At 62.1% G+C, this 23,846-nt stretch carries 26 protein-coding genes; 15 read left to right on the top strand and 11 right to left on the bottom strand.

The features are described 5' to 3' along the window. Both CHB90_RS22060 and CHB90_RS22055 read left to right on the top strand, forming a co-directional pair. A partial coding sequence (locus CHB90_RS22060) for a transposase domain-containing protein (RefSeq protein ID WP_141135949.1) occupies positions 1–312 on the top strand: 312 nt, incomplete at its 5' end. Continuing rightward, positions 267–890 (top strand): substrate-binding domain-containing protein, encoded by a 624-nt coding sequence (locus CHB90_RS22055; RefSeq protein ID WP_170941155.1) that lies wholly within the window; start codon positions 267–269, stop codon positions 888–890. The genes CHB90_RS22060 and CHB90_RS22055, both read left to right, overlap by 46 nt. Positions 891–1,137: 247 nt before the next feature. Here CHB90_RS22055 and CHB90_RS22050 read toward each other — a convergent pair whose 3' ends face one another. Further along, positions 1,138–1,854: a ribonuclease activity regulator RraA gene (locus tag CHB90_RS22050; RefSeq protein ID WP_089279966.1), complete on the bottom strand. Its 717-nt coding sequence runs from the start codon at positions 1,852–1,854 to the stop codon at positions 1,138–1,140. Between the two features lie 11 nt (positions 1,855–1,865). Further along, positions 1,866–2,651 (bottom strand): SDR family oxidoreductase, encoded by a 786-nt coding sequence (locus CHB90_RS22045; protein ID WP_089279962.1) that lies wholly within the window; start codon positions 2,649–2,651, stop codon positions 1,866–1,868. Between the two features lie 99 nt (positions 2,652–2,750). On the opposite strand from CHB90_RS22045, the gene CHB90_RS22040 reads away from it, so the two are divergent. After that, positions 2,751–3,644 (top strand): LysR family transcriptional regulator, encoded by an 894-nt coding sequence (locus tag CHB90_RS22040; RefSeq protein ID WP_089279965.1) that lies wholly within the window; start codon positions 2,751–2,753, stop codon positions 3,642–3,644. On the opposite strand, the gene larB is transcribed toward CHB90_RS22040, so the two are convergent. From larB to CHB90_RS22010, 6 genes are all read right to left on the bottom strand, one after another. Further along, the gene (gene larB, locus CHB90_RS22035; RefSeq protein WP_245823336.1) at positions 3,634–4,299 is read right to left on the bottom strand and encodes a nickel pincer cofactor biosynthesis protein LarB; all 666 of its coding nucleotides are present in this window, start codon (positions 4,297–4,299) and stop codon (positions 3,634–3,636) included. The genes CHB90_RS22040 and larB overlap by 11 nt on opposite strands. A 1-nt stretch (position 4,300) precedes the next feature. Continuing rightward, positions 4,301–5,065, bottom strand: a complete 765-nt coding sequence (gene larE / locus CHB90_RS22030) for an ATP-dependent sacrificial sulfur transferase LarE (RefSeq protein ID WP_212591636.1) — start codon at positions 5,063–5,065, stop codon at positions 4,301–4,303. Beyond that, the gene (larC, locus tag CHB90_RS22025) at positions 5,058–6,206 is read right to left on the bottom strand and encodes a nickel pincer cofactor biosynthesis protein LarC (protein ID WP_089279959.1); all 1,149 of its coding nucleotides are present in this window, start codon (positions 6,204–6,206) and stop codon (positions 5,058–5,060) included. Before larC ends, larE begins: the two co-directional genes overlap by 8 nt. 106 nt (positions 6,207–6,312) lie before the next feature. Further along, entirely contained in the window at positions 6,313–7,863 is a 1,551-nt protein-coding gene (locus CHB90_RS22020; protein ID WP_089279958.1) for a UxaA family hydrolase, read from the bottom strand. Next, entirely contained in the window at positions 7,860–8,897 is a 1,038-nt protein-coding gene (locus CHB90_RS22015) for an Ldh family oxidoreductase (RefSeq protein WP_089279957.1), read from the bottom strand. Before CHB90_RS22015 ends, CHB90_RS22020 begins: the two co-directional genes overlap by 4 nt. Then, on the bottom strand, positions 8,894–10,630 hold the full coding sequence (locus CHB90_RS22010) for an IlvD/Edd family dehydratase (RefSeq protein ID WP_089279956.1): 1,737 nt from the start codon (positions 10,628–10,630) through the stop codon (positions 8,894–8,896). The genes CHB90_RS22015 and CHB90_RS22010 overlap by 4 nt, the downstream gene beginning before the upstream one ends. A 147-nt stretch (positions 10,631–10,777) precedes the next feature. Here CHB90_RS22010 and CHB90_RS22005 point away from each other — a divergent pair, with 147 nt between their 5' ends. The 5 genes from CHB90_RS22005 (at position 10,778) to CHB90_RS21985 (ending at position 15,884) form a co-directional block, all read left to right on the top strand. Then, the gene (locus CHB90_RS22005) at positions 10,778–11,758 is read left to right on the top strand and encodes a Bug family tripartite tricarboxylate transporter substrate binding protein (protein WP_089279955.1); all 981 of its coding nucleotides are present in this window, start codon (positions 10,778–10,780) and stop codon (positions 11,756–11,758) included. An 80-nt stretch (positions 11,759–11,838) separates the two neighbouring features. Next, positions 11,839–12,285: a tripartite tricarboxylate transporter TctB family protein gene (locus tag CHB90_RS22000; RefSeq protein ID WP_170941154.1), complete on the top strand. Its 447-nt coding sequence runs from the start codon at positions 11,839–11,841 to the stop codon at positions 12,283–12,285. Positions 12,286–12,305: 20 nt separating this feature from the next. Continuing rightward, a complete protein-coding gene (locus tag CHB90_RS21995) occupies positions 12,306–13,838 on the top strand; it encodes a tripartite tricarboxylate transporter permease (RefSeq protein ID WP_089279964.1) in 1,533 nt (510 codons plus the stop codon). An 83-nt stretch (positions 13,839–13,921) separates the two neighbouring features. Next, on the top strand, positions 13,922–14,599 hold the full coding sequence (locus tag CHB90_RS21990) for a GntR family transcriptional regulator (RefSeq protein ID WP_212591635.1): 678 nt from the start codon (positions 13,922–13,924) through the stop codon (positions 14,597–14,599). Positions 14,600–14,636: 37 nt separating this feature from the next. Beyond that, positions 14,637–15,884: a nickel pincer cofactor-dependent isomerase, group 22 gene (locus CHB90_RS21985; RefSeq protein WP_089279952.1), complete on the top strand. Its 1,248-nt coding sequence runs from the start codon at positions 14,637–14,639 to the stop codon at positions 15,882–15,884. Positions 15,885–16,316: 432 nt separating this feature from the next. On the opposite strand, the gene CHB90_RS21980 is transcribed toward CHB90_RS21985, so the two are convergent. Next, positions 16,317–16,631, bottom strand: a complete 315-nt coding sequence (locus CHB90_RS21980) for a DUF1244 domain-containing protein (protein WP_089279951.1) — start codon at positions 16,629–16,631, stop codon at positions 16,317–16,319. 14 nt (positions 16,632–16,645) lie between these two features. Continuing rightward, a complete protein-coding gene (locus CHB90_RS21975; RefSeq protein WP_089279950.1) occupies positions 16,646–17,386 on the bottom strand; it encodes an N-formylglutamate amidohydrolase in 741 nt (246 codons plus the stop codon). Positions 17,387–17,547: 161 nt separating this feature from the next. On the opposite strand from CHB90_RS21975, the gene pyk reads away from it, so the two are divergent. The 7 genes from pyk (at position 17,548) to pheS (ending at position 23,273) form a co-directional block, all read left to right on the top strand. Beyond that, positions 17,548–18,993, top strand: a complete 1,446-nt coding sequence (pyk, locus tag CHB90_RS21970) for a pyruvate kinase (RefSeq protein WP_089279949.1) — start codon at positions 17,548–17,550, stop codon at positions 18,991–18,993. 21 nt (positions 18,994–19,014) lie between these two features. After that, on the top strand, positions 19,015–19,242 hold the full coding sequence (locus tag CHB90_RS21965; RefSeq protein ID WP_245823335.1) for a hypothetical protein: 228 nt from the start codon (positions 19,015–19,017) through the stop codon (positions 19,240–19,242). A gap of 189 nt (positions 19,243–19,431) precedes the next feature. Beyond that, positions 19,432–20,514, top strand: a complete 1,083-nt coding sequence (locus CHB90_RS21960; RefSeq protein ID WP_141135948.1) for a hypothetical protein — start codon at positions 19,432–19,434, stop codon at positions 20,512–20,514. Positions 20,515–20,663: 149 nt separating this feature from the next. Continuing rightward, entirely contained in the window at positions 20,664–20,864 is a 201-nt protein-coding gene (gene rpmI / locus CHB90_RS21955) for a 50S ribosomal protein L35 (protein WP_089279946.1), read from the top strand. A gap of 14 nt (positions 20,865–20,878) precedes the next feature. Then, entirely contained in the window at positions 20,879–21,244 is a 366-nt protein-coding gene (gene rplT, locus CHB90_RS21950) for a 50S ribosomal protein L20 (protein WP_089279945.1), read from the top strand. 149 nt (positions 21,245–21,393) lie between these two features. Beyond that, positions 21,394–22,119 carry a gamma-glutamylcyclotransferase gene (locus tag CHB90_RS21945; protein WP_170941153.1) on the top strand — a complete coding sequence of 242 codons (726 nt, stop codon included), beginning with the start codon at positions 21,394–21,396 and terminating at the stop codon, positions 22,117–22,119. Between the two features lie 80 nt (positions 22,120–22,199). Further along, complete coding sequence (gene pheS, locus CHB90_RS21940) at positions 22,200–23,273, top strand: phenylalanine--tRNA ligase subunit alpha (protein ID WP_089279943.1); 1,074 nt, start codon at positions 22,200–22,202, stop codon at positions 23,271–23,273. A 279-nt stretch (positions 23,274–23,552) separates the two neighbouring features. On the opposite strand, the gene CHB90_RS21935 is transcribed toward pheS, so the two are convergent. After that, positions 23,553–23,846, bottom strand: a 294-nt coding sequence (locus CHB90_RS21935) for a transposase (protein WP_141135810.1), incomplete at its 5' end; no start/stop codon positions are given.

Below are 23,846 nucleotides of genomic sequence, written 5' to 3'. Positions count from 1 at the left end.
AGCCGTCGGGTCGCTTTCAGCCTGTTCCTGTCCGACGGGCGTGTGGCCATCGACAACAACCCTGCCGAACGTGCCCTGCGTCCCATCGGCATAGGGCGGAAGAATTGGTTATTTGCAGGGGCAGACACAGGTGCCGAAACCTTGGCCCGCGCTATGACCATCATCGAAACCGCCAAGCTGAACGGCCTAGACCCACAAGCCTACCTCGCTGACATTCTCAACCGCATCCATGATCACATGATTAACCGGCTGGATGAATTGCTGCCTTGGAATTGGCTGCCGACTTCCGCATCGGAAAATCAGGCCGCATAAGCTGCGGTATCAACGGAGCGCTTACCATCTTCCCGACCGTCTCAGTAGAGATCTTCAGCACCGGTCCTGCCGACACCGGAGCGCTGCTGAAGGAAGGCCGCGCCGACCTTGGGCTGATGATCGAGCAGGAAAGTTATCCGAGCGGCTTCCAGTTTCGCGGAGTGGGTCATTCAACCATCGTGCCGGTGTGCGCCCCGGAGCATCCGTTGGCTGGGTGCCTCAATCCCGGCTATGCCGACCTTCGCCAATATCGGCAGATCATCCTGCACAGCCAGTATCATCGGCCCGACGACCTGACCGAGGAGATCAAGAGCCCGACGATCTGGCACGCCGAGAGCCCGGAGATGATCGCCGCCCTCGTCATGCGCGGCCTTGGCTGGGCGGAGCTGCCACTTCCCTCAGTCAGCCACCACCTGGCAGAGGGGTCACTGATGCGCATGGCCTGCGCCTTCCAGCAGAGCGACGCGCACAAGGGGATCGACGTCATCTGGACCGAGCGCCGTGCTCTGGGCCGCGCCGGACAGTGGTTCCGCGATCAGTTGCTTGCCGTGCCGCAGGCCGACTGGTGCGGGGAGTAATCATTGCACCGCGAGCCGCTTTCAGATCGAACTATCCCTGTCGGCCCGTTTGGTCAGCCCGGTCAGCCCGGTCAGCGTACAAATCACAGCCAATGTCCACTACCGTGACATGCAACTCGCGGCTAAAGCCGCCAGTCTGAATGCCACGGCAGGCATGCGCATGGTCTGGCGATCACGGGCGAGCCGAACAGGTGCCGCAGGACGTCACTTTCCTTGAGGCTGGCGCAGGAAACGCCAGCCCCGACTGTCACGCCTTGCCTGCGTCCGATGCAAGCCATTGCTGGTAGCGGGCCTTGGTGGCGTCGTTCATCGGGTAAAGGCCGGGCAGCTTTTCGCCCCGTGCGACCTCATCGATGATCCAGCCTTCCATCTTTTCCTGGCCCGGTGCCTCTGCCACCACCTCGTCCAGCAGAGCAATCGGGATAACAACCGCGCCATCGCTGTCGGCGACGATCACGTCCCCCGCCAGCACGGCAACGCCACCGCAGCCCACCGTTTCATTCCACCCGACAAAGGTCAGCCCGGCAACAGAGGGCGGGGCCGCCGCACCGCGGCACCAGATCGGCAGGCCGGTGTCGAGAACCCCGCCAAGATCGCGGATCACGCCATCGGTGATCAATGCGGCGGCGTTCTTTTCCCGCATACGGGCGCAGAGGATATCGCCAAAGACACCGGCATCGGTGATGCCCATGGCGTCGATGACGGCGATGCAGCCGTCCGGCATCTCTTCGATGGCCGCGCGTGTCGATATGGGGCTCGCCCATGAGGCGGGAGTGGCCAGATCCTCACGCGCAGGGACAAAGCGCATGGTAAATGCCTCACCCACGATGCGGGTCTGTCCGGGGCGCAGGGGCATTGCGCCGCGAATCCAGACATTGCGCAGACCCTTTTTCAGAAGGATCGTGGTGAGGGTTGCGGTTGTGACGCTTTCCAGCGTTTTCCTGCTATCTGCGGTAAGGGGCATTTGGGGTCCAATCACACGTTCGAGACATAGCCGCCGTCAATCCGGATCATGCTGCCGGTGACGTAAGAGGCGCGGGTGCTGGCAAGGAAACAGACCATGTCGGCGTATTCCTCGGGGTCGCCGTAGCGGCCCAGCGGGATAGCGGCGAGGCTTTCGGCGCGGACGTCGTCAACGCTGCGGCCTTCGCGCTCGGCCTTTTTCTCATCCAGAAAGGTGATCCGCTTGGTCGCGACGCGACCCGGCAGGACGATGTTTGCGGTGATGCCGTCTTTGCCGACTTCGCCCGCCAGGGTTTTGGACCACCCGACAAGCGTGCTGCGCAGCGCGTTCGACAGGCCAAGGTTGGGGATGGGCGAAATCACACCCGACGATGTCGAGGTGATGATGCGGCCCCATTGGCGGTCCTTCATGCCCGGCAGAACCCGGTCGGTGATCGCAAAGACCGACAGCGCCATGCTGTCGAAAAATTTGCGCCAGACGTCGGGCGCATGGCCGACAACACCGCCGGGAGGCGGGCCGCCGGTGATCGAGACAAGCACATCGACAGAGCCAAGCGCCTGTTCGATCGTCGTCACATTGGGATCGACCACAGACAGGTCCGCCAGATCCCAGGTCACCGCAATGGCGGTGCCACCGGCGTTTGTGATCGCGTCCACGGTCGCCTGCGCCGCCGCGCTGTCCAGATCGGCCACAGCGACTTTGGCACCTTCGCGGGCCAGTCCTTCGGCAATCTTGCTGCCTAGGCCGCCGCCCGCGCCCAGAACAAGAGCGGTTTTGTCTGTCAGTCCAAGATCCATGCATCGTCTCCCCGGTTTTGCGTTGAAACAGGGAGTAGCGCGCTGGAGGCAGAATAAAAAATTCATTATAGATGGTTCTAAGTGAAGGAATTGTTTGGTTTGGAAACGCGGAATCTGGAAACTCTGGTGGCAGTGTCGGAAACTGGATCATTGGCCGGGGCGGCGAAGAAGCTGAATGTGACCTCGACCGCCGTGGCACAGCGGATACGCGCGCTGGAGAGCGAAATCGGCGCGCCACTGGTGACACGGTCCGGGCGGACGGTGCAGCCAACTTCGGCAGGCTACGCGGTCCTTGCGCGGGCTGAGGGCTTGCTGTCCGAGTATCGCAAATTGCGCGCCGCGGTGACGGGCGCGGATATTGCAGGCAGTCTAAAGGTCGGTGCCATCTCGACAGCCTTGACCGGGGTTCTGCCCGATACATTGGTGTCGCTGTCGCGCACCCATCCAGAGGTGCGGGTGTTTCTGGAACCGGGGACATCTGCCGACCTGTATGAAAGGGTCGTTGCGGGGCATCTGGACGCGGCGGCGATCATCCGCCCCGCCTTTGATCTGCCAAAGTCGTTGGAGTTCGAAACGTGGCGACATGAGTCGTTTGTCCTGATCGTCCCACGCGATGAGACACGCAATGATGTCGCCGCCATCCTCGGGGATCGGCCCTATATTCGGTATGATCGTCGGCAGTGGGGCGGGCGGCTGCCGCAGGCCTGGCTGGACCGGATCAGGATTGAACCGGACGTGCGTTATGAACTGGACGCGCTGGACGCGATTGCGGTTCTGGTCGGGCGCGGGCTGGGGGTGTCGATCGTGCCGGACTGGGCCGGGCCAAGACCGGCGGGGACCATGATACGCGCCGTTTTGCTACCTGACCCGGCGCCGTTCCGCGAAATCGGGTTGGTCTGGCCGCGCAGTTCACCCCGCGCGGCGCTGGTCGAAACTGTCATGGCGGCGGTGCGCCAGACGGCGGGGCAGGACCGCGCCAGCGTCAGCCTGTAGCGGTCGGCGTGGCGCGGGGCAGGAATTTGCGCGCGGCGGCGGCAGCGCCGAAGCCGTTGTCGATGTTCACGGTCACGATGCCGGGCGCGCAACTGCCCAGCGCCGAGGTCAGCGCGGCCTTGCCGCCTTCGGCGACGCCGTAGCCGACGGATGTGGGCACCGCAATGACCGGGCACGCGACCAGCCCCGCAAGCACCGAAAACAGCGCCCCCTCCATTCCCGCGACGGCGATCAGCAGGGGGAACCTGCGCAATTCGTCCAGACGCTCTTGCAGACGCCACAGGCCCGCGACGCCGATGTCCATGAATAGCTGCGGATCAAGGCCCAGAAACCGCGCCGTGTGATACGCCTCCAGCGCGACGGGCAGGTCAGAGGTGCCCGCCGTGACGATGCCGATCTTGTGGGCGGCGAGTGGCACGTCTGGCGCGGCATAGGACGCGACCCGCGCCGTGGCATCAATCTCTAGCGGGCTGTCCTGCAACGCGGCCATGTGGTCATCCGTCAGGCGCGTCAGCAACAAGGGCTGTTCGCGCGCGACATGCGCCTGAAAGATGTCCACCAGCTGTTGCGCGCTTTTGGAGTGGGCCAGAACGACCTCGGGGATGCCGGTGCGGTCGGCACGGTCCCAGTCGAACACGGTATGGGTTCCGATCACGTCATGCTCCGCCAATGAATGCGCTGCCGCGACGGTAGGGGGACACCCCCGCAAACGGCCGCCCGTCCTCATGGCAGCGCATCTGGATCGTGGACAAGAGCGGCAAGGGGATCTCTCCACTGGTTTCCAGCCGCACACCGTCATGGGTGATGCGGCAACGCACGTCCTGGGCCGGGGCCTGTTGACGGATCAGCGCCTCGATCTCATGCACAAAGGCAAGATCCTTGGACTGGATCGCGATGCCGGTTTCGACACGGCTGGCCAGACAAGGTTGCGCAGGCAACTGCGCCACCGACCCCAGCCCCAATCGGGCGGCCAGCGCCCGCAAATCGGACTTGCCGATGCCGGCCTCCACATAGGGGTGGATCACGCCCTGTTCGGCGGCGGCGGTCAGGCCGGGGCGAAACTCTCCCAGGTCGTCGGTGTTTGTCCCCGCTGCGATCACGCCGGACACCTCTTCGCGGATGCGCGTATAGAGGTTTGACTTGCAAAAGTAGCAACGGTTGACTGGGTTTTTCAGATAGGCCGGATCGTCAAATTCGCGCGCATTGAGGACAATCAGCCGCCAGCCTTCGGTCTGGGCCATGTCCTGCACCCGCTCTGTCGCCTCGGCGGGGACGGCGGGAGAGACGGCATGGGCGACCGTGATCGGCGATAGCCGCCCGGCAAAGGTGGCCAGCGTCAGACTGTCGACGCCGCCACTGACAGCGACGGTCAGCCCCTGGGACGGTAGGGCGGCGGCAAGGCGGGCGTCCATGTCAGTCATCAACGGCCTCCAATGCGGCCTTGCGGCGGGCGGCCAGCGTTGCGATGTCCCTCAGGTCATCGCTTTCGACCTTGGTGGTGGCGCCACCGGGACGGGCGACGGTCTTTGTGCGCAACGTCCCTGACTGATTGCCTTGCCGCCGCAAGACATGGCGGCGCAGCGGTTCGACGCGCAACCCGATGGTACTGGTTTCACTGAGGCACAGCGCGGCCACATCGTCCAGCAGCGCGGGTTGGGTTTGCACCACCACACGGTAGCGCACCCGCGATTTCTTGCCGTAGCCCATGGTGTAGTCCGCATCCAGCACGCCGGGATGGGCGCGGATGTGATCCAGCGAGACCGCGATTTCCTCCGGTGTCATATCGTCGATCTCAAAGGCGATGCTGCCGATCATGTCCACGGCGGCGGACACCAGATCGAACCGCAGCAGGCGGCAAATGTTCGGGATGCCCGGCAGATCCCGCTGCCCGGCACCCGCGCCCGCGCCAATCAGCGTGGCACCGCTGGGGGGGCCGTTTTGGGTTGGCGCCAGATGCCGGAGGATGGCAGCCCCCGTGGGAGTTATCCGCTCTCCTTCGACGCCGTCGTCGGTGAACTGGAACCCGGTCAACAGATGGGCCGTTGCCGGGGCGGGGATCGGGATAAGCCCGTGCTGGGTTTTCACCCGACCGCGCCCCAGTGGTAGGGTGGAACAGGACCAGCTATCGACGGTCGAATTGACGATCAGAGAGGCGGCCGCGACGATGTCGGCCTGCGAATCCCAATCGGCCACTTCGTGGAAATGCACCTTTTCGACAGGGATGTCGTGGCACAGCGCCTCTGCCACGGCCAGTCCTTCGAATATGTCGATGGCGGTTCGTTTCACCGCATCGCCAAGCGCGGAACTTTCCAGCTGCGCGCGGATGTCACGCCAGTGATTGGTCGGCGGGGCATCGGTTGCGACAGAGAAATCGACCTGCACCGCGCCAAAGCCGCCTTTGCGGATGTCGGTGATCTGGGGGGTGACGAGGTCCAGCAGTCCGGCATCGCGCAAATCGTCCAGCAATGGCCCCCGCAGGTCGGGCTGGGTCGACAGCATTGCACTGGCGAACATGTCACCGGACAGGCCCCCGATGGCGTCGATATGGATATGTCCGGTCATTGTGCCCTCCCAAGCTGATCTTTGCGACGAACGACCTTAACGGCAGGCGGTTCGTTTTTTGGAACACGCGCGCCCGCGCTGACACCGGGCGCGCGCGACAATAATGTTAGCTCATGATCCCGATGCTCCACGGGACAAACTCATGGTCGCCAAGGCCCAGCTCTTCGCTTTTTGTCTGTGTCCCCGACGCGGTTTCCAGCATCTTCTGGAAAATGCGCTCTCCCATCTCCTCGAGCGTTGCATCGCCATCCAGAATGACGCCGGCGTTCAGGTCCATGTCCTCGGTCAGGCGGTCATACATCGGGGTGTTGGTTGCGATCTTGATCGACGGTACAGGTTTGGCCCCGAACATCGACCCGCGCCCGGTGGTGAAACAGATCAGGTTTGCGCCGCCGGCAATCTGGCCCGTCGCCGACACCGGGTCAAAACCGGGGGTGTCCATGAACACCAGCCCGCTTTGGGTGACTTGCTCGGCGTATTTGTAGACTTCCATCAAGGGGCCGGTGCCGCCCTTCATGGAGGAGCCAAGCGATTTTTCAAAGATATTCGCCAACCCGCCCATCTGGTTGCCGGGGCTGACCGTTCCGTTGATCTGGACGTCCCGGCCGGGCGAGTATTCGTCTTTCCACCAGCGGATGCGTTCCATCAGCTTTTCGCCCACTTCGACCGATTGCGCCCGGCGCGTCAGCGTGTGTTCCACGCCGTAGATCTCCGGTGTTTCGGACAGGATGCCGGTGCCGCCATGCCGCGCGAGGATCGACACCGCGTGCCCCAAGGCGGGGTTGGCCGTGATCGACGAAAACCCGTCCGATCCGCCGCATTGCAGGCCGACTTTCAGGTGGCTGGCCGGGACCGGTTGCCGGGTGACGCGGTTGGCATCGGGCAACATCTCCTTGACGGCGGCGATGCCGGCCTCGATGGTTTTGCGGGTGCCGCCGGTCTCTTGCATGATGAGGTTCAGCAGGCGCGGCCCTTGTGACAGCGCGTTGTGCTTCATCAGGGCAGGGATCTGGTTCCGCTCACAGCCCAGACCGATGATGATCGCCCCGGCAAGGTTTGCGTGTGTGGCATAGCCTCCGATGGTGCGGCGCAACAGGTCCATCGGTTCGCCGGACATCTCCATCCCGCAGCCAAGCCCGTGGGCAAAGGCCACAACGCCGTCGATATTGGGATAGTCTGCCAGAACTTCGGGCGTGAAATGCTCGGCGATCTTGCGGATGACGGTGGCGGAACAGTTCACCGACGACAAGATGCCGACATAGTTCCGGGTGGCGACGCGGCCATCGGGGCGGACGATGCCCTGAAACACGGCCCGGTCCTCTTCGGGGACGGGCACGATGGGCTGGTATTCGCTGGCGTGGCGCGGGTCGCGGTCAAATTCGCGGAACTCGATATTGTGGCTGTGCAGCATCGAGCCGGGGCTGATGTCCTTGGCGGCAAAGCCGATGGTCACGTTGTATTTGCGGATCGGCTCACCCTTGGTGATGGCGCGGGTCGCGATCTTGTATCCGGCGGGCACGGGGGTGTTTGTGGTGACGTTTTCACCGGGGATCGTGGTGCGCGGCGCAATCTCACGGTACGCGATGACAACATTGTCGTCGGGGTGCAGGCGGATGGCGGGGCCGACCCGCACCTTTTCCTGTGTCGCTGTCGTCATTGCGGGTTCTCCTCCGTTTGCAATCCAAGTGCCTGCAATGTCGCATGCAGGTCCGGGGCCAGGTCGATGCCATGGCGTAGCTGTTCTTGTTTTCGTTTCAGTCCCCGTTCGCCCGGCAACCGGACAGCAGGCGCCCCGTCCGGCACGGGGGCCGCACGGCATGCATCGGCGAGCCATGAGGCCTGTGCGCTGAACGGTCTAAGGCCGCCGAAATGCGCCGGATCAAGGATAAGCACAAAAACCGACGCCCCCCAACGATCCGTTTGTTCGACGCGCCCGTGCCCGGCCAGTCCCGTGGTCAGCATCTCGACCAGCAGGCCAAGGCCGAATCCCTTGTGGCCGTGATCCAGCCCGCCCGCAGGCAGCAGCGCGCCGCCCGCCTCCAGCGTTGCAGGATCGCTGGACGCCCGTCCAGCCTGATTGACCAGCCACTCCCCCGGCAGATCGCGCCCCTGTGCCGCCATGGCGGAGACAAGCCCGCTTGTCGCGATCGACATGGAAATATCGAGCATCACAGGCTGCGTCCGGGTCGGCCAACCGGCGGCGATCGGGTTGGGGGAATAGACGCCCCCCACCGCCCCATATGGGGCGACCTGCCGATTGGACGGTGACGATGACGCAATGATCACCGCAAGATCCTGTTGGGTCACCGCCTCCAGATAGGCGGCAAGACAGGCGATGTGATGGCTTTTGGCGATGGCAACGGCACCAAGTCCCTGCCGCCGGGCCGTGTGCGAGGCGCTGTCGATTGCCTTGCGCACAAGGACCGGGCCGGGCAACCAGCGCCCGTCCCAATGTTCCGCGACCGATCCGGCGGTGCGGGTGATCTGTGGCTGGCCGTCGCGTGCCATGTCGCCGCTGGCAATCTCGGCCAGATAGCGGGGCAGTAGGGCCGTGCCATGGGTGGCATGGCCCAGCAGATCGCCCTCGACCAGCGTTTCCGCGACAATCCTGGCATGCGCGACCGACAGGCCCGCATCACCCAACTGGGCCGATGCGAAGCGCAATAGCGTTTCGACAGGAACGCGTGTCACCGCTCGTCAGCCGTTGTATCGGCGGGTTGCGCCATCAGGAAATCAAAGTCGCAGCCAAGATCGGCCTCGGTCACGGTCTCAAGGAACAGCTTGCGATAGCCGCGGTCCGAATTGGCATGGACGGGCAGAACAAGCTCCTGCCGCCGTTTGTCCAGAACCTCGTCTGACACATGCAGCGTGATCGAACGGTCGGGCACGTTCAGTTCGATTTCGTCCCCGTCGCGCACCAGTGCCAGCGGCCCACCGCTGGCGGATTCCGGCGTGACATGCAGCACGATTGTCCCGCTGGCAGTGCCGCTCATCCGTGCATCGGAAATGCGCACCATGTCCTTGACCCCCGCCGCGGCAAGTTTCTTGGGGATCGGCATGTAACCGGCCTCTGGCATGCCGGGCGCACCCTTGGGACCGGCGTTCTGCAACACCAGGACATCGTCCTTGGTCACGTCAAGATCATCCTGATCGACACGCAGGGTCAGATCCTCGATGGATTTGAAAACCACGGCGCGGCCCCGGTGGACCATCAGATCAGGGCTGGCGGCGGATTGCTTGATGATGGCGCCACGCGGGGCAAGGTTGCCGCGCAGCACGGCCATGCTGCCTTCGGCATAGAGCGGGGACTTGTTGTCGGATACGACGTTCTGGGTAAACCGGGCCGGAGCGTCGTCGATTTCTTCGCCCAGGGTGCGACCGGTGACGGTTGTGCAGTCCAGATGCAGGTGGTCGCGAATCTCGCGCAATACCGTGACCAGCCCGCCCGCATCATGCAGATCTTCCATGTATTGCGTGCCGGATGGCTTGAGGTCGACGATAACCGGCACATTGCGGCCCATCTCGTTGAAGCGATCAAGGTCGATCTTGATTCCCATACGGCCTGCAACAGCGGTGAGGTGGATAATGCCGTTTGTCGAACCGCCAATCGCAAGAAGGACCGACAGCGCATTTTCAAACGCCTTTTCGGTCATGATCTTGTCGGGGGTCAGGTCCGAGGCGGCCATTTGCACGGCCAGCTCACCGGACCGTTCGGCGATGCGGCGGCGATCTGCGGAAACGGCGGGCGGCGTCGCGCCGCCGGGGGCCATCATGCCCAAGGCTTCGGTAACTAGCGCCATAGTCGACGCCGTGCCCATCACACCGCATGTGCCCGTGCCGGGAACCAGCTTGTCGTTGACCTCGGCGATTTCCTGATCGTCGATCTCACCGGCGCGGTAGCGGCCCCAGAACCGGCGGCAATCGGTACATGCGCCGACCTTTTCTCCCCGGTGGCTGCCGGTCCGCATCGGGCCCGTCACCAACTGGATGGCCGGCAAATTCGCCGAGGCCGCCCCCATGAGCTGCGCCGGGACGGTCTTGTCACATCCGCCAATCATCACAACCGCATCCATCGGTTGGGCGCGGATCATTTCCTCTGTGTCCATCGCCATCAGGTTGCGCAGGTACATGCTGGTCGGATGCGAAAAGGATTCGTGGATGGAAATCGTCGGAAAGGCGATGGGCAGACCCCCGGCCAGCATGATCCCGCGCTTTGTCGCGTCGATCAGATCGCTCATGTTTCCGTGGCAGGCGTTGTAGTCGCTGCCGGTGTCGATGATGCCGATGATCGGGCGGTCCAGCGCGCTGTCGGTAAAGCCCATGCCCTTGATGAACGCTTTGCGCAGGAACAGAGAGAATCCGGCGTCGCCGTAGCTTGTCAGCCCCTTGCGCATGCCTGTGTTGGCGTTGTCATTTTTGCCCATGGGAAGCCCTCCGGTTGCTCTAAATCTTTGGTTCTGCGTCTTTATATAGGCTTCAATCAGTCGTCAAAGAAATTGTCAACAATTTGTTTGACAAAATTGAAGGGTCTTCCTAGGGTGCCCGGAGAGTTGAAAAAGGGAGGTTCAATCATGAGAAAACTAGTCACAACGGCCGCTGTCGCACTTTTGATGAGTGGCGGTTTGGCCGCGCCGGTGTCGGCCCAGGGGTACACCGCGTCAGACGACATTACCGTGCTGATGGGCTTTAAGGCTGGTGGCGGATCGGACGCTCTGGCGCAGCTGGTGCAGCCCTTCCTTGCCGAAGAGCTGGGGGTGTCTTTTGTGAACCGCTACATGCCGGGCGCCACGGGCGCGATTGCATGGACGCAGTTGGCAAAGCAGGTAAAACCCGACGGCAAGACCATCAGCATCACCAACACGCCGATGTTGATGACCAACTACATCATGAACGACACGATCTCTTACAATATCACAGAGCTGACGCCGCTCGCGAATATCGTGACAGATCCGGGCATTGCGGTTGTCGCAGCCGACAGCCCCTACCAGACCTTCGCTGATCTGATGGCTGCGGCCACCGCAGATCCGGGCGGCGTGACTGTCGGGAACTCCGGCATTGGCGGCGACGACTTCTTTACCACGGTTGCGTTTGAGCGTGCCGCTGACGTCAAGTTCCAAAAGGTTCCCTTTCAGGGGGACGGCCCGTCCTGGACCGCCGCCATGGGTGGCCAGATCGACGCCAGCTTCAACAACGTCGGCATCACCTATCCGCAGATCAAGGCGGGCAACCTGCGCGCCCTGGTCGTTTTCTCCAACGAGCGTCTGAAGGAGCTGCCGGACGTGCCGACGGCCAAAGAGCTGGGCTATGACGTGGCGGCAGGGTCGTCGCGCGGCTACAGCGCACCGGCGGGTTTTCCGGCCGAGGCGCGCCAGCAACTGGTTGATGGCCTGCGCCGTGTGACCGAAAACCCCGAGTTCCAGGCGGCTGCTGCCGCACAGGCGATGAACATCGATTTCATCGGCGGTGACGACTACACCAAGTTCCTGCAGGATCAGGAAAAGGTGTTCACCGATGTCTGGAACGAAGTGAAAGCTGACGTTCAGTCCAACTGAACCGAAAGGACAGGATGCGGCGGCCCCTCGGGGTCGCCGTGCCCGTTCATACGACCGCCCTTTCACATTTGGAGTATCTGATGGGACGCATCCTTGTTGCTGTCGCGGCCATCGCCTTTGCGCTGTTCTTCCGCAATATCGCGCAAGACTACCCAAGGGCCGCGGCGCGACTGCCAACCCTTGTTGCCAATACGGTGGTCTTGCTTGCCGTGTTCGGGATCGGCGCAGAGCTGTTGAAGTGGCGCCGCCAGGCAAGCGCCGGCACGCTGCGCATTCTGCCCACCATTGACGGCAAGGCCATCGCCATCGGTGTGGGGTTTGTTGCTCTGAGCCTTGCCTACGCCGCCTCTATCCAGGTGCTGGGCTATCTCATCTCGACGCTTTCCTTTTTGTTGATATCGTTTTTTGCCCTGCGGCCAATGGGGGCGGTGGCGATGGGGCTAAGCGCCGTCGCTGTGACGGTCTGCATATGGGCGGTGTTTATCTACTTTCTTGGTCTGCCACTGCCGATCCTTCCCGGCGCGTAACGACATGAATGGAATCTGACGTGACTGACTCTTTCCTGAAGATCGGGCTGATCAATGTGATGGAGCCGATCAACATCCTGGCGATCCTTGCGGGGACGATGATTGGCATGTTCGTGGGCGCAATGCCCGGCCTGTCCGCGACAATGGCCATCGCGTTGCTGTTGCCACTGACCTTCCAGTTCGAACCGGCGACAGGTCTGGCCATGCTGGCGTCGCTGTATCTGTCGGCGATGTACGGTGGGTCGATCGCGGCCATCTTGTTGCGCACACCCGGCACGCCTGCGGCGGCGGCGACGGTGATCGACGGCTACCCGATGGCGCAGGCAGGGCACGCTGGCAAGGCGCTGGGATACTCGCTGACCGCCTCGTTGATCGGCGGCGTGATTTCCTCGATTGTTCTGCTGACGGTCGCGCCGCTTCTGGGCAAGCTGGTGCTCAATTTCGGCCCGATAGAGATTTTTGCCATTGCCGTGCTTGGTATCACGATCATCGGATCGTTGTCGCAAGGGTCGGCAGTTCTGGGGTTGCTGTCCGGAGCGCTTGGCCTGTTGATCGCGATGATCGGGATGGACCCGACCACCGGCACGCCCCGCTATACCTTTGGCAACCTCAACCTGTTCAGCGGCGTGGAATTCACGGTCGCCTTGATCGGTCTGTTCTCCATCCCGCAGGCCATACGTCTCATGATCGGCGGCAACGCGGATCAGGCGGGGCGCATCTCAAACGTGCGGGACCGCATGTTGCCGACCGCGCGCCAGTTCATCGAAATGCTGCCCAATAGCATCCGGTCGGCGGTGATCGGTGTCTTTACCGGCCTTATCCCCGGCACCGGCGGCGACACGGCCTCGTGGTTCGCCTACAACGAGGCCAAGCGGTTCTCGCGCAACAAGGCCGCGTTTGGTACGGGGCATGCACCCGGTATCGTCGCGCCCGAAGCCGCGAACAACGCGGTTGTCGGCGGCGCGCTGATCCCCACCATCTCGCTGGGCATCCCCGGATCGTCCGCGACGGCGGTTCTGATGGGGGGGCTGATGGTGCATGGCATCCTGCCGGGGCCGACCCTGATGACGGAATACGGAGACGTCACATATACGCTGCTCTGGGCCGTTCTGTTTGCGAATATCGCCCTGTTCGTCGTCGGCATGCTGTTCACACGGGCCTGCGTGTCCGTCACCAAGATTCCGAACCGGGTCGTCGGTCCGGTCATTGTCGTGCTGTCCATCATTGGCGCCTATGCGATCAACAACTCGGTCTTCGAGATCTGGCTGATGCTTGGGTTCGGTTTGCTGGGGTTCGTTCTGGACCAATGCAAGATCCCGACACCGCCGCTGGTGATCGGCCTGATCCTGGGCCCGGTGCTGGACACCAGCCTCGAGCAAAGCCTTTTGATCGGTCGGGGCGACTACATGATCTTCCTGCAAAGCCCGATCTCCGCCGTGCTTCTGGGCATCGCCTTCTTGTCTGTCCTTCAGGCCACGCCGCTTCCCGGTTTGATTGCCGGACTGTTCCGCAGGATGCGCGGCTCAGTCGAAGCTGGTAACGATAACGGATAAAAGTAACCGCGTCCGGGCCCGATTCGACCGTCCGGGCAGGGCGCGCAACCGGCACCGAAGTCAAACGGAAAGATGTGCACAGGGTGAGTAAATCAGAACTGGCAAACAATCTGAGCGCCGAGGACTTGGTCCGCGATATCACCCAAAAGCTGGAAGAGGATATCGTCTTTGGCCATCTGCATCCGCGCGAACGATTGGTCGAAGAGGAAATTGCCGAGCGGTTCGGGGTGAAACGCTACATCGCTCGGCAGGCCATTCTGCAACTTGAACGCCTTGGCCTTGTCGAACGTATCCGCAATCGCGGCGCGGTGGTGCGCCTGTACAGCCCCAAGGAGGTCAACGACATCAACATGGTGCGTGAGCAGCTGGAATCGCAGGCGGCCCAGCTGATCCCGTTGCCATTGGATGAGGACGCGCTGAAACGGCTTGAAGACATCCAGATCCGGCACTCTCGCGGGATCGACGAGGAAAACAAGCGCGAGATCTTTCAAGCCAACATTGCGTTCCACAAGGAGCTGTTTGGCCACTGCGGCAACGATGCGCTGGTCGAGGCAATCAACATCTTTGCGCAAAAGAGCCACTCTTACCGGTCGATCTTTACCACCGAAAAAGAGGCGCTGCGCTGGGCGGCTGATGCGCATTCGGCAATGATCAAGGCGTGCAGGGACGGCGACCGTGAAAAGCTGGTGCAAACCTGCAGAGAGCATCTTGCCCCGGCCAAGAACCGCTACATCGAAATGTGGAAGTCACGTTTCAGCTAAACGGCTTTCCGAAACCTTCGACCACGAGGACTGTGCCATGAGCGTTATCGACGATTTTCTGATAGGTGTTGACCTGCCTCGCATGGTGCCCGTGCGTCAGGTGTTTGCCGATGATGCTGTCGCGGATGTCGCACAGGCGGTGCGCGATCAGTTTGAACGCCCGGAAATCGCGTCGCGTATCGTGCCGGACATGTCCGTGGCGGTTGGCGTCGGCAGCCGGGGTCTTTCAGACCTGCCGACGATCGTCGCCACCACGATCCAGGAACTGAAACGGCTGGGCGCCAAGCCGTTCATCGTGCCCGCCATGGGCAGCCACGGCGGCGCCACAGCCGAAGGGCAGGCCGATCTCTTGGCGCACCTTGGTGTGACCGAACAAAGCGCGGGCTGCCCTATCAAATCTTCGATGGACACGGTCGAATTGGGGCATCTGCCCAGCGGCTTGCCGATCTACATGGACAAGCACGCGATGCAGGCTGATGGCATCATCGTGATAAACCGGGTGAAACCTCATACCAGCTTTAGCGGTGGTATCGAAAGTGGTCTTGCCAAGATGCTGACCATCGGGCTGGGCAAACAGCGCGGGGCCGAAAGCTGCCATGCCGAGGGGTTCGGCAGGATGGCGCAGAACGTCCACGACATGAGTATCTACAAACTTGCCCATACCCCGTTTCTGTTTGGGTTGGCGATGGTTGAGAACTCTTACGACAAAGCCTGCATGATCGAGGCCATTCCCGGTGAACAGATCATGGAGCGCGAGCCAGAACTGCTGGCCGAGGCTCGAACGCGCATGCCGCGCATTCTGTTCCGGCCGCTGGATGTGCTCATCGTTGACCAAATGGGCAAAGAGTTTTCAGGCACGGGCATGGACCCCAACATCACCGGCCGCGCGGGGACACCGTATCTCACGTTGTCGCAGGAAGTGACCAGGATGGCGGTGCTTGACCTGACGGACAACAGTGCCGGAAACGCCACTGGTATCGGGCTGGCCGATATCTGTACGCGGCGACTGTTTGAAAAGATCGATGTTGCGGCGACTTACGCCAATTGCATCACGTCCACGGTTCTCGGCAATGCCCGCATCCCTGTCACGATGGAAACGGATCTCGACGCGGTAAAGCTGGCGATAAAGACATGCAACGTCCCTGATCTGTCAAAGATCCGCATGGTTCGTTTGGCCAACACCCTGCATCTGGAGACGATCCTGATATCCGAAGCGCTTTTGCCGGAGGCCATTGAAAACCCGGCGATCGAGGTCTTGGGCGAGCCGCGAGAGTTTGAGTTCTGACAAGCCCGCAACTGGGGACTTTGGCACCAAACTCCTGGGCATCAGGCGGACCATGGACCGGAACGCCCCGAGAACAGAAGTGTTTCGCTGAAACGATCTCTGACCACAATTCTTTAGCACACCAGACAGGCCGCCCCTCGGGGCGGTTTTTATGTGCCTGCAACGGCCAGACCGGGCCAGACCGGGCCAGATCGGGCCAGATCGGGCCAGATTGCGCCGGCACGGTTTTGCCCGACCACCCGGCCAACAGGGCTGCTGTTTCGGGGCGCGTTTTGGCTACCTTTGAGCAGGCGATTCAAGGCGGGCAACAGACACGTCAAAAATCAGCGTCACATGGTCAAACCCGCATCGACATGTGAACAAACTGTAAAAACGTCTCTGTAACCCATTGATTTTGCGTAGCCCCAAGGCTGTCCACGCGTGGACAGCCGTTTATTCCTTGTCGGTTACGTTCTCCTTGAACGCCTTGGCAAAGTCGGCCTGCTTGTCCGCCCCGGTCTCTGTTTGGAACTGCGATTTCCACTCGGAATAGGGCATGCCATAGTAGATTTCGCGGGCCTCTTCCTTGCCCATCTCGATGCCCTTTTCGTTTGCTGCCTCCATATACCAGCGGCTGAGGCAATTGCGGCAGAATCCGCCAAGATTCATCAGGTCGATATTCTGCACGTCTGCGCGGTCTTCCATCAGATGCTTGCGCAGCCGACGAAAGGCGGCAGCTTCGATCTCGATGCGTGTCTGGTCGTCCATCCCGTGTCTCCTTGTCAGTCTTGTGCCGTGGCCAGCGCCTGTTCCAGCAGCGGCGCGAGACGCGCCGCCCAATGTCTCTGGCCCATCTCGTCCTCTATCAGATCGTTGCGGACCTCGATCAACGTATTGTGCCGCCCGGCCCGCAGGGCATGCCTGTCAATTGCGTCGCCCGGCAGATGGCCGGGGTAGGGCTCATTCCGTCCCACCACCAGATCGGGCTCCGCCTCAAGCAGGTCGATAAGCGGGTCGGACAGCCGCGAATCCCAACCCGCATGCAGAACGCCCACGTCCCAAGGCCGCGCCGGGCGGCCATGCAGTTGCGGCGTGAACGAATGGATCGCGACGATGGCGACGTCCTCGCGCCGCGCCACCATCCGGGCCAGATCCGCGTCGTAGGGACGGTAGTAGGCTGCGAGTCGCCGCGTCTTTTCGGCAGCATCGGCGTATCGGTTGCCCGGAATGACAGAGCCGTCATACAGCTTCATTAACAAGGTCGGATCGTCCTCGCCCCGGTTCGGGTCGATCACCAGCCGAGAGAAATTGGACAACACAACCGGGGCGTCCAACAGGGCGCCTAGTTCCAAGGATACCCCGGCAGCGCCCACATCATAGGCGATATGGCGCGCCATGTCGGACACCGGAAGGCCCAGTGAGCCACCCAGATCGGGCGGCACCGTGTTCGCGGCGTGGTCACAGGTGATCAGAAATCGGCTCGGGCGGCTTTCGCCTATGATCTGGGAGGGGGAATATGTCATGATCTCATCATTGCTGGCCCGCTACACATATGTCAGTTGCGTGGCGAAGGGAAATACGAGATAACGTCGACGGTGTTAGCGTTAACGCCGCAACTGCATGCGCCTTATTCCCATAGGGATGCCGCGCCGCCGCCACAGCCCACAGGGCAGGGGAGACTGAGATGAAACGCAACCGCAACGTCAAGATCGTGGCCACACTGGGGCCCGCCTCCAACACCTACGAGATGATCCGGGCGTTGCACGAGGCCGGGGCGGATGTGTTTCGCCTGAACATGAGCCACGGCACCCATGAGGAAATCGAGGAACGCCACGGGATGATCCGGCAGGTCGAAAAGGACCTGGACAGCCCGATCGGCATTCTGGCGGACCTTCAGGGGCCGAAACTGCGCGTGGGTGAATTTGCCAATGGGTCCGAGGAACTGGAGTGGGGGCAGAAGTTCCGCCTCGATCTGGATCCGACACCGGGCGATCAGAACCGTGTGCAGCTGCCGCACCCCGAGATTTTTGCCGCCTTGAATGGTGGCGCGCGTCTGCTGGTCAATGACGGCAAGATCCGCCTGCGGGTCACGGACTGTGGCAAGGATCACGCCAATTGCACGGTCGAGGCCGGCGGCACGATTTCCAACCGCAAGGGCGTGAACGTGCCCGATGTGGTGCTGCCGCTGGCAGCGCTGTCCGAAAAGGACCGGCGCGATCTGGAATTCGCCTGCGCGCTGGGCATCGACTGGCTGGCGTTGTCTTTTGTGCAGCGCGTCGAGGACGTGGAAGAGGCGCGCCGACTGGTCTGGGGCCGTGCGGCAATCATCTCGAAAATCGAAAAGCCCTCGGCTGTCGAATGCTTCGATGAGATCCTTGCTGTCTCCGACGGTATCATGGTGGCGCGGGGCGATCTGGGCGTGGAACTGCCGGTGCAAGCCGTGCCGCCGATCCAGAAACGTCTGGTGCGCAAGTGTCGCGCCGCGGCCAAGCCGGTGATCGTGGCCACCCAGATGCTGGAATCGATGATCGAATCGCCGATGCCGACGCGGGCCGAGGTGTCGGACGTCTCTGGTGCGATCTATGAAGGCGCGGATGCCATCATGCTGTCGGCGGAATCTGCGGCCGGTCAGTACCCGATCGAAGCGGTTCAGACGATGAACAACGTGGCGGTGTCGGTCGAAAGCGACCCGACCTACCGTGAAGTGATCGAGGCCTCGCGCTCTGCCGAGCGCAAGTCGGTGGCAGACGGGATCGTGGCCGCCGCGCGTGAGATTGCCGAGACAACGGACGTCAAGGCGATCTGCTGCTTTACCTCTTCGGGAACGACTGCGGCGCTGGTGGCGCGGGAACGTCCCCGCGTGCCGATCATCGCGATGACCCCGATGCGGGGGGCGGCGCGTCGGCTGTCGCTGACATGGGGCACGCAATGCGTGATGACCGGAGAGTTGGAGCGATTCAAGCAGGCGGTGGTCAACGCCGCCCGCGCCGCGCGCGCTGAAGGGTACGCCGACGAGAACGATCAGATCGTGCTCACAGCGGGGGTGCCGTTCAACCAGCCGGGCAGCACGAACATTCTGCGCGTGGCCCCCTGCAACGAGCGTTTGATCTACTCGACCGATCCGGAATAGGTTCAGCCTCGGAAGGGGCGCATGATGCAACCGGATGTGATGCTTGTGGCCGGTATGGGGCTGGTGGTCTTGTCCCTTCCGGCGATCCTGTCAGCATGGGCGGACAAGCGCGCGCCGCGCATTGGCGCGCTCTTGCTGTTTGGCGGCGGCGGGTTGATCCTCTGGACGTTGAGCAGGGCAAAGGGGGCCTATTCCTGGGCTGACCTGCCGGACGTCTTTTACGGGGTGATCGGTCAGATCTTGAACTGACCTCCCGAATGTCGGGCTGTTGAACATTGCAATCGTCAGGTTAGGATGCCTCTCGCGCCACAGCCGTTCCGGGACACCGGGTCTGCTATGGGGTGATGTTGTACGCTCTCTCGTTGGCGGGACGAGCGGGACGGGGTGAGCAGAAAAGGGCGAACAGAGATCATGGCCGGTTTTTCTGCAAAACGTTTGATGGCAGCCGTGATCATTGGGGTGCCGGGCGCTGTTTCCGCCGCGAACATCACCAGCGAAAGTGCGGGTCTTTGCGATATCGTGTTGTCCGGTGTCATCGAGGCCGGTGACGAGGAAAAACTGGAGCGGGCTCTTTCGGGGTTGGACGCCAAGGACGAGGTCGTGTTGTGCCTGGATAGCCCTGGCGGTTCGCTGAGGGCTGCGATCGACATGGCGACCCTCGTGCATGACACGGGCACAGGCACGCATGTCGATGATGGCGCAAGCTGCGAGAGCTCTTGCTCGATCGTGTATTTCATGGGGACGCGCTTTGTCGGGGCCGGCAAATTCATCTCGCGGGGTGTCTCGCCCGGCGGCCGGATCGGGATCCACGCGCCCAGCCTGCCGCTGGACCCCGAGGCCGACTACAAGGGGAGCACCGTGTCCCGCGCCTTTGACCTTGCGTTGCAGGCGGCTGGCATGGTCACGACCCTTGGGCAAAAGACCGACGCCCGGACCGGGGACAACTGGATTCCGGTGGAGGTCGTCAATCACCTCCTGACGACGCCCTATACCGATATGTTCCATGTCGCGAAAACTGGCGAAGCACAGGATTGGAATATCGACGTCGGCAACCTGCAATGGCCCGAGGAAATGTCCAACGCCTATGTCTGGAACATGTGCAATTTCGGTGTCCGTGATCGAATGGGATGGTCGCATGTGATCGCGACGGCTGACTTTGAGACGTTTCGGACCGATTTGGGGGGCGATCCCGTCGAGCTGGTGCAGCGCCATCTGGTCGGGCAGGGCAACACAGGTGTGACCGAACGCTATTCCGCTGTCAGCGCCTACCGGGCTGAAAATCTGCGCTTTGGCTGCGTGATAGATGTGGACTTTCCGGTTGTCGACCGCGCAGAGCGCGCTGTTTCTGCCTGTGTGACCGTGATTGGTGATGCGCCAGGGGTTGGCGGGGTCGTTTGCGATAGTCCCACCGACCGGGTTTTGATCGGAACGCCGCTTGCCGGTTATGCCCCGGACGTCCGGCTGGATGCTCTGGACCGTGCCGACGCGGATATGGTGCAAAGCGGATTGCCACAACGCTGAGATCTTGGCCGGTTCAAGTGAACCGGCGGGCCGGGCCAGTGCCGCAGTCTGCTATTGTCAATCGGGATTGGTCGTCCTATACGGCTCGCTCCAACCGCGCGTCCGGCCATTAGAGGCATGCCGAGTCGCGCTAAAGAACGGAGATCGAAATGCCCAAGATGAAGACAAAATCGAGCGCCAAAAAGCGCTTCAAGGTGACAGCGACCGGCAAGGTGCTGACGGCGCAGGCCGGCAAGCGCCACGGTATGATCAAGCGCACCAAAAAGTTCATCCGCGACGCGCGCGGCACCACAACCATGAGCAAGCCTGACGCCAAGATCGTCAAGCAGTTCATGCCTTACGACCGCTGAGAGGAGACTGAGAGATGCCCCGTACCAAAGGCGGAACCGTCACCCACGCGCGTCACAAGAAGGTCATTGACCAGGCGAAAGGCTATTACGGCCGCCGCAAGAACACCTTCAAGGTGGCAGCGCAGGCCGTCGACAAGGCCAACCAGTACAAGACCCGCGACCGCAAGAACCGCAAGCGCAACTTCCGCGCCCTGTGGATCCAGCGGATCAACGCCGCTGTGCGCGCCCATGACGAATCGCTGACATATTCGCGCTTCATCAACGGTCTGACGCTGGCCGGGATCGAAGTGGACCGCAAGGTTCTGGCCGATCTGGCCGTGCATGAGCCCGCCGCGTTTGCCGCGATCGTCGATCAGGCCAAAGGCGCGCTGCCGGCATAAGCCGCAGTCACCTTTCGGACAATTTGAAAGGCCCGGGCGTTCGCGTCCGGGCCTTTCTCGTCTGGTGTATGTCCGTTCCGAAGATCGCCGCTTTTCATTTGGGACGCGGACTGTTCTGTTTGGGGATGTCTGCGGAAAGGACACACGCCTTGACCCACGAAGACCCGTTTCGGCATCACCCGAACCTGCGCCCGTTGATCACACCGCTGGCCAAATCGTTCTTTGCAGATTTCAAACCTGACAAGGTACGCGCAATGCTTCGGGAAAGGGGGCTGGATACGGACTGGATCAGCCCGGATGCCACGCGTGAGGCTGAACGCGCACGGGTCATGGCGGGGCGCATGGACCGCGATCTCTGGGTCTTTGGCTATGGATCCTTGATGTGGGATCCGGCGGTCCGTTTCGCCGAGGTGCGCCGCGCCTGGGCACCCGGCGTCGCGCGGCGGTTCATTCTTTGCGATACCAACGGTGGGCGCGGGACGAGGGAAAATCCGGGCCTGATGGCGGCGCTGGACAGCGGGGATGGCTGTCACGGGCTGGTCTTTCGGCTGGCGGCAGAGGATCTGGAGGCGGAGACCTACAGCCTATGGGCGCGCGAGCGTATCGGCTCGGCCTATCATGCCGAATTTTTGCGCGCCGAAACCGCAGATGGAGAGGTGGAAGCACTGGCCTTCACGGCCAACCATGATGCGCCGCAGATACAGTCGGATCTGACGCACGACCAACAGGTCGGAATGATTGCCTCTGGCTCCGGGTTCCTTGGCACCAGCCTTGCCTATATCGAAAACCTGGCCATTCATCTGGACGAGATGAAGATCGAGGATGCCGAGGTGATGCGCCTGCTGGCCGACGTGCGGGCGCGCGCCGGGGCCTGACACTCCGCGCGCGGCATCAAACGGTTGCAAAGCGGGCGGGGCAAGGCTAACCCCACGCGGGCAAGCCTGAGGGACGTGACATGGACGATCTGCGCGACAAGTACATCAATCTGATTGCCGAAGCAGGCGACGAAAGCGCGCTGGAGGACCTGCGCGTCGCCGCCGTGGGCAAGAAGGGCGAAATCAGCCTCAAGATGCGTGAACTGGGCAAGATGAGCCCGGAAGAACGGCAAGTGGCCGGCCCCGCGCTGAACCGGCTCAAGGATGAAATCAACTCGGCCCTGGCGGCCAAGAAGACCGCGCTGGCGGATGTGGCGCTGGATGAACGCCTGCGGACCGAATGGCTGGATGTGACCCTGCCTGTGCGCGCGCAACGCCGTGGCACGATCCACCCGGTCAGTCAGGTCATGGACGAAGTCTCTGCCATTTTTGCCGACATGGGCTTTGCCGTCGCCGAGGGGCCGCAGATCGACAGCGACTGGTACAACTTCGACGCGCTGAACATCCCGTCGCACCACCCGGCACGGGCCGAGATGGACACGTTCTACATGCACCGCGCCGAGGGCGACAATCGCCCGCCGCATGTGCTGCGCACCCATACCTCGCCGGTGCAGATCCGGCATATGGAGAAACATGGTGCGCCCTGCCGGATCATCGCGCCGGGCCGCGTCTACCGCGCCGACTATGACCAGACCCACACCCCGATGTTCCATCAGGTCGAAGGGCTGGCCATCGACAAGCACATCTCGATGGCGAACCTGAAATGGGTGCTGGAAGAGTTCTTTTCCGCCTTCTTTGAGATCGACGGCATCAAGACCCGCTTCCGCGCCTCGCACTTCCCCTTTACCGAACCGTCGGCAGAGGTGGATATCCAGTGCTCGTGGGACAACGGTCAGTTGAAGATCGGCGAGGGCGACGGCTGGCTAGAGGTACTGGGGTCCGGCATGGTCCATCCCAAGGTGCTTTCGGCGGCGGGTGTGGACCCGAGTGAATGGCAGGGCTTTGCATTCGGCATGGGGATCGACCGGATCGCGATGCTGAAATACGGCATCCCGGATTTGCGGGCGTTCTTTGATTCCGATTTGCGGTGGCTGCGGCATTACGGGTTTGCATCGCTGGATGTGCCGACGCTGCATGGTGGGTTGAGTAGGTAAGTGGTTTGAAAAATCCATAAAAGGAGAATTCTGTGAGCCCTTGGCTGTACGTTCTTGCTCCTGTTGTAGCACTGGTAATAGCTACGATTGTGTACGCTTGGCAGCGTAGACTAGAGCGAGAATCTCAGATTCTTGCTGAGAGGCGAGCTTCGTACAAGGACTTCACTTGTCAGGCATTAGTATTGCAGCGTGCTTTGAGACAAAGGGACATTGAGGCTTTCTGGGGGCTTTGTTGCGCAAAGTCGGTAACGTCCGGAGTTCCCCTTTCCCCGGACGCAATTATCCCACAGGCTCTGTGACGGGTATGCCGAGCGCGGTGTAGCCGTTGAGCACGGCGGCGCGGATCTGAAGTTCGGCGACCTGACGATCGAAGTCGCGCGCCATGAGGCTCTGCCCCAGCAGCTTCACGCAATGCATCTTCGTCTCGGCGCGGCTTCGTCGGTGGTATCCGCTCCATTTTCTCCAGATGGCGCGGCCAAGGTATTTCGAAGCGCGCAGCGCCTCGTTCCGAGCGATAGCCCCTGCAGTCGATGGCTTCCACGGCTTGGCATTCTTGCGCGGCGGTATGACGGC

The sequence above is a fragment of the Antarctobacter heliothermus genome (assembly GCF_900188425.1).
Classification (GTDB): Bacteria; Pseudomonadota; Alphaproteobacteria; order Rhodobacterales; family Rhodobacteraceae; genus Antarctobacter; species Antarctobacter heliothermus.
The sequence above is the reverse complement of the archived record's forward strand: the minus strand, read 5'-3'. Positions and strand labels throughout refer to the sequence as shown.

What these genes read in the sequence shown, in the direction of transcription:
- larC (WP_089279959.1), bottom strand. Translation starts at nt 6,206, where the DNA reads ATGACCGGACATATCCATATCGACGCCATCGGGGGCCTGTCCGGTGAC.
- CHB90_RS22045 (WP_089279962.1), bottom strand. Translation starts at nt 2,651, where the DNA reads ATGGATCTTGGACTGACAGACAAAACCGCTCTTGTTCTGGGCGCGGGC.
- CHB90_RS22000 (WP_170941154.1), top strand. Translation starts at nt 11,839, where the DNA reads ATGGGACGCATCCTTGTTGCTGTCGCGGCCATCGCCTTTGCGCTGTTC.
- CHB90_RS21980 (WP_089279951.1), bottom strand. Translation starts at nt 16,631, where the DNA reads ATGGACGACCAGACACGCATCGAGATCGAAGCTGCCGCCTTTCGTCGG.
- CHB90_RS22005 (WP_089279955.1), top strand. Translation starts at nt 10,778, where the DNA reads ATGAGAAAACTAGTCACAACGGCCGCTGTCGCACTTTTGATGAGTGGC.
- pheS (WP_089279943.1), top strand. Translation starts at nt 22,200, where the DNA reads ATGGACGATCTGCGCGACAAGTACATCAATCTGATTGCCGAAGCAGGC.
- CHB90_RS21985 (WP_089279952.1), top strand. Translation starts at nt 14,637, where the DNA reads ATGAGCGTTATCGACGATTTTCTGATAGGTGTTGACCTGCCTCGCATG.
- CHB90_RS21960 (WP_141135948.1), top strand. Translation starts at nt 19,432, where the DNA reads ATGGCAGCCGTGATCATTGGGGTGCCGGGCGCTGTTTCCGCCGCGAAC.
- CHB90_RS21965 (WP_245823335.1), top strand. Translation starts at nt 19,015, where the DNA reads ATGATGCAACCGGATGTGATGCTTGTGGCCGGTATGGGGCTGGTGGTC.
- pyk (WP_089279949.1), top strand. Translation starts at nt 17,548, where the DNA reads ATGAAACGCAACCGCAACGTCAAGATCGTGGCCACACTGGGGCCCGCC.
- CHB90_RS22010 (WP_089279956.1), bottom strand. Translation starts at nt 10,630, where the DNA reads ATGGGCAAAAATGACAACGCCAACACAGGCATGCGCAAGGGGCTGACA.
- CHB90_RS22020 (WP_089279958.1), bottom strand. Translation starts at nt 7,863, where the DNA reads ATGACGACAGCGACACAGGAAAAGGTGCGGGTCGGCCCCGCCATCCGC.
- rpmI (WP_089279946.1), top strand. Translation starts at nt 20,664, where the DNA reads ATGCCCAAGATGAAGACAAAATCGAGCGCCAAAAAGCGCTTCAAGGTG.
- larE (WP_212591636.1), bottom strand. Translation starts at nt 5,065, where the DNA reads ATGACTGACATGGACGCCCGCCTTGCCGCCGCCCTACCGTCCCAGGGG.
- rplT (WP_089279945.1), top strand. Translation starts at nt 20,879, where the DNA reads ATGCCCCGTACCAAAGGCGGAACCGTCACCCACGCGCGTCACAAGAAG.
- CHB90_RS22050 (WP_089279966.1), bottom strand. Translation starts at nt 1,854, where the DNA reads ATGCCCCTTACCGCAGATAGCAGGAAAACGCTGGAAAGCGTCACAACC.
- CHB90_RS21975 (WP_089279950.1), bottom strand. Translation starts at nt 17,386, where the DNA reads ATGACATATTCCCCCTCCCAGATCATAGGCGAAAGCCGCCCGAGCCGA.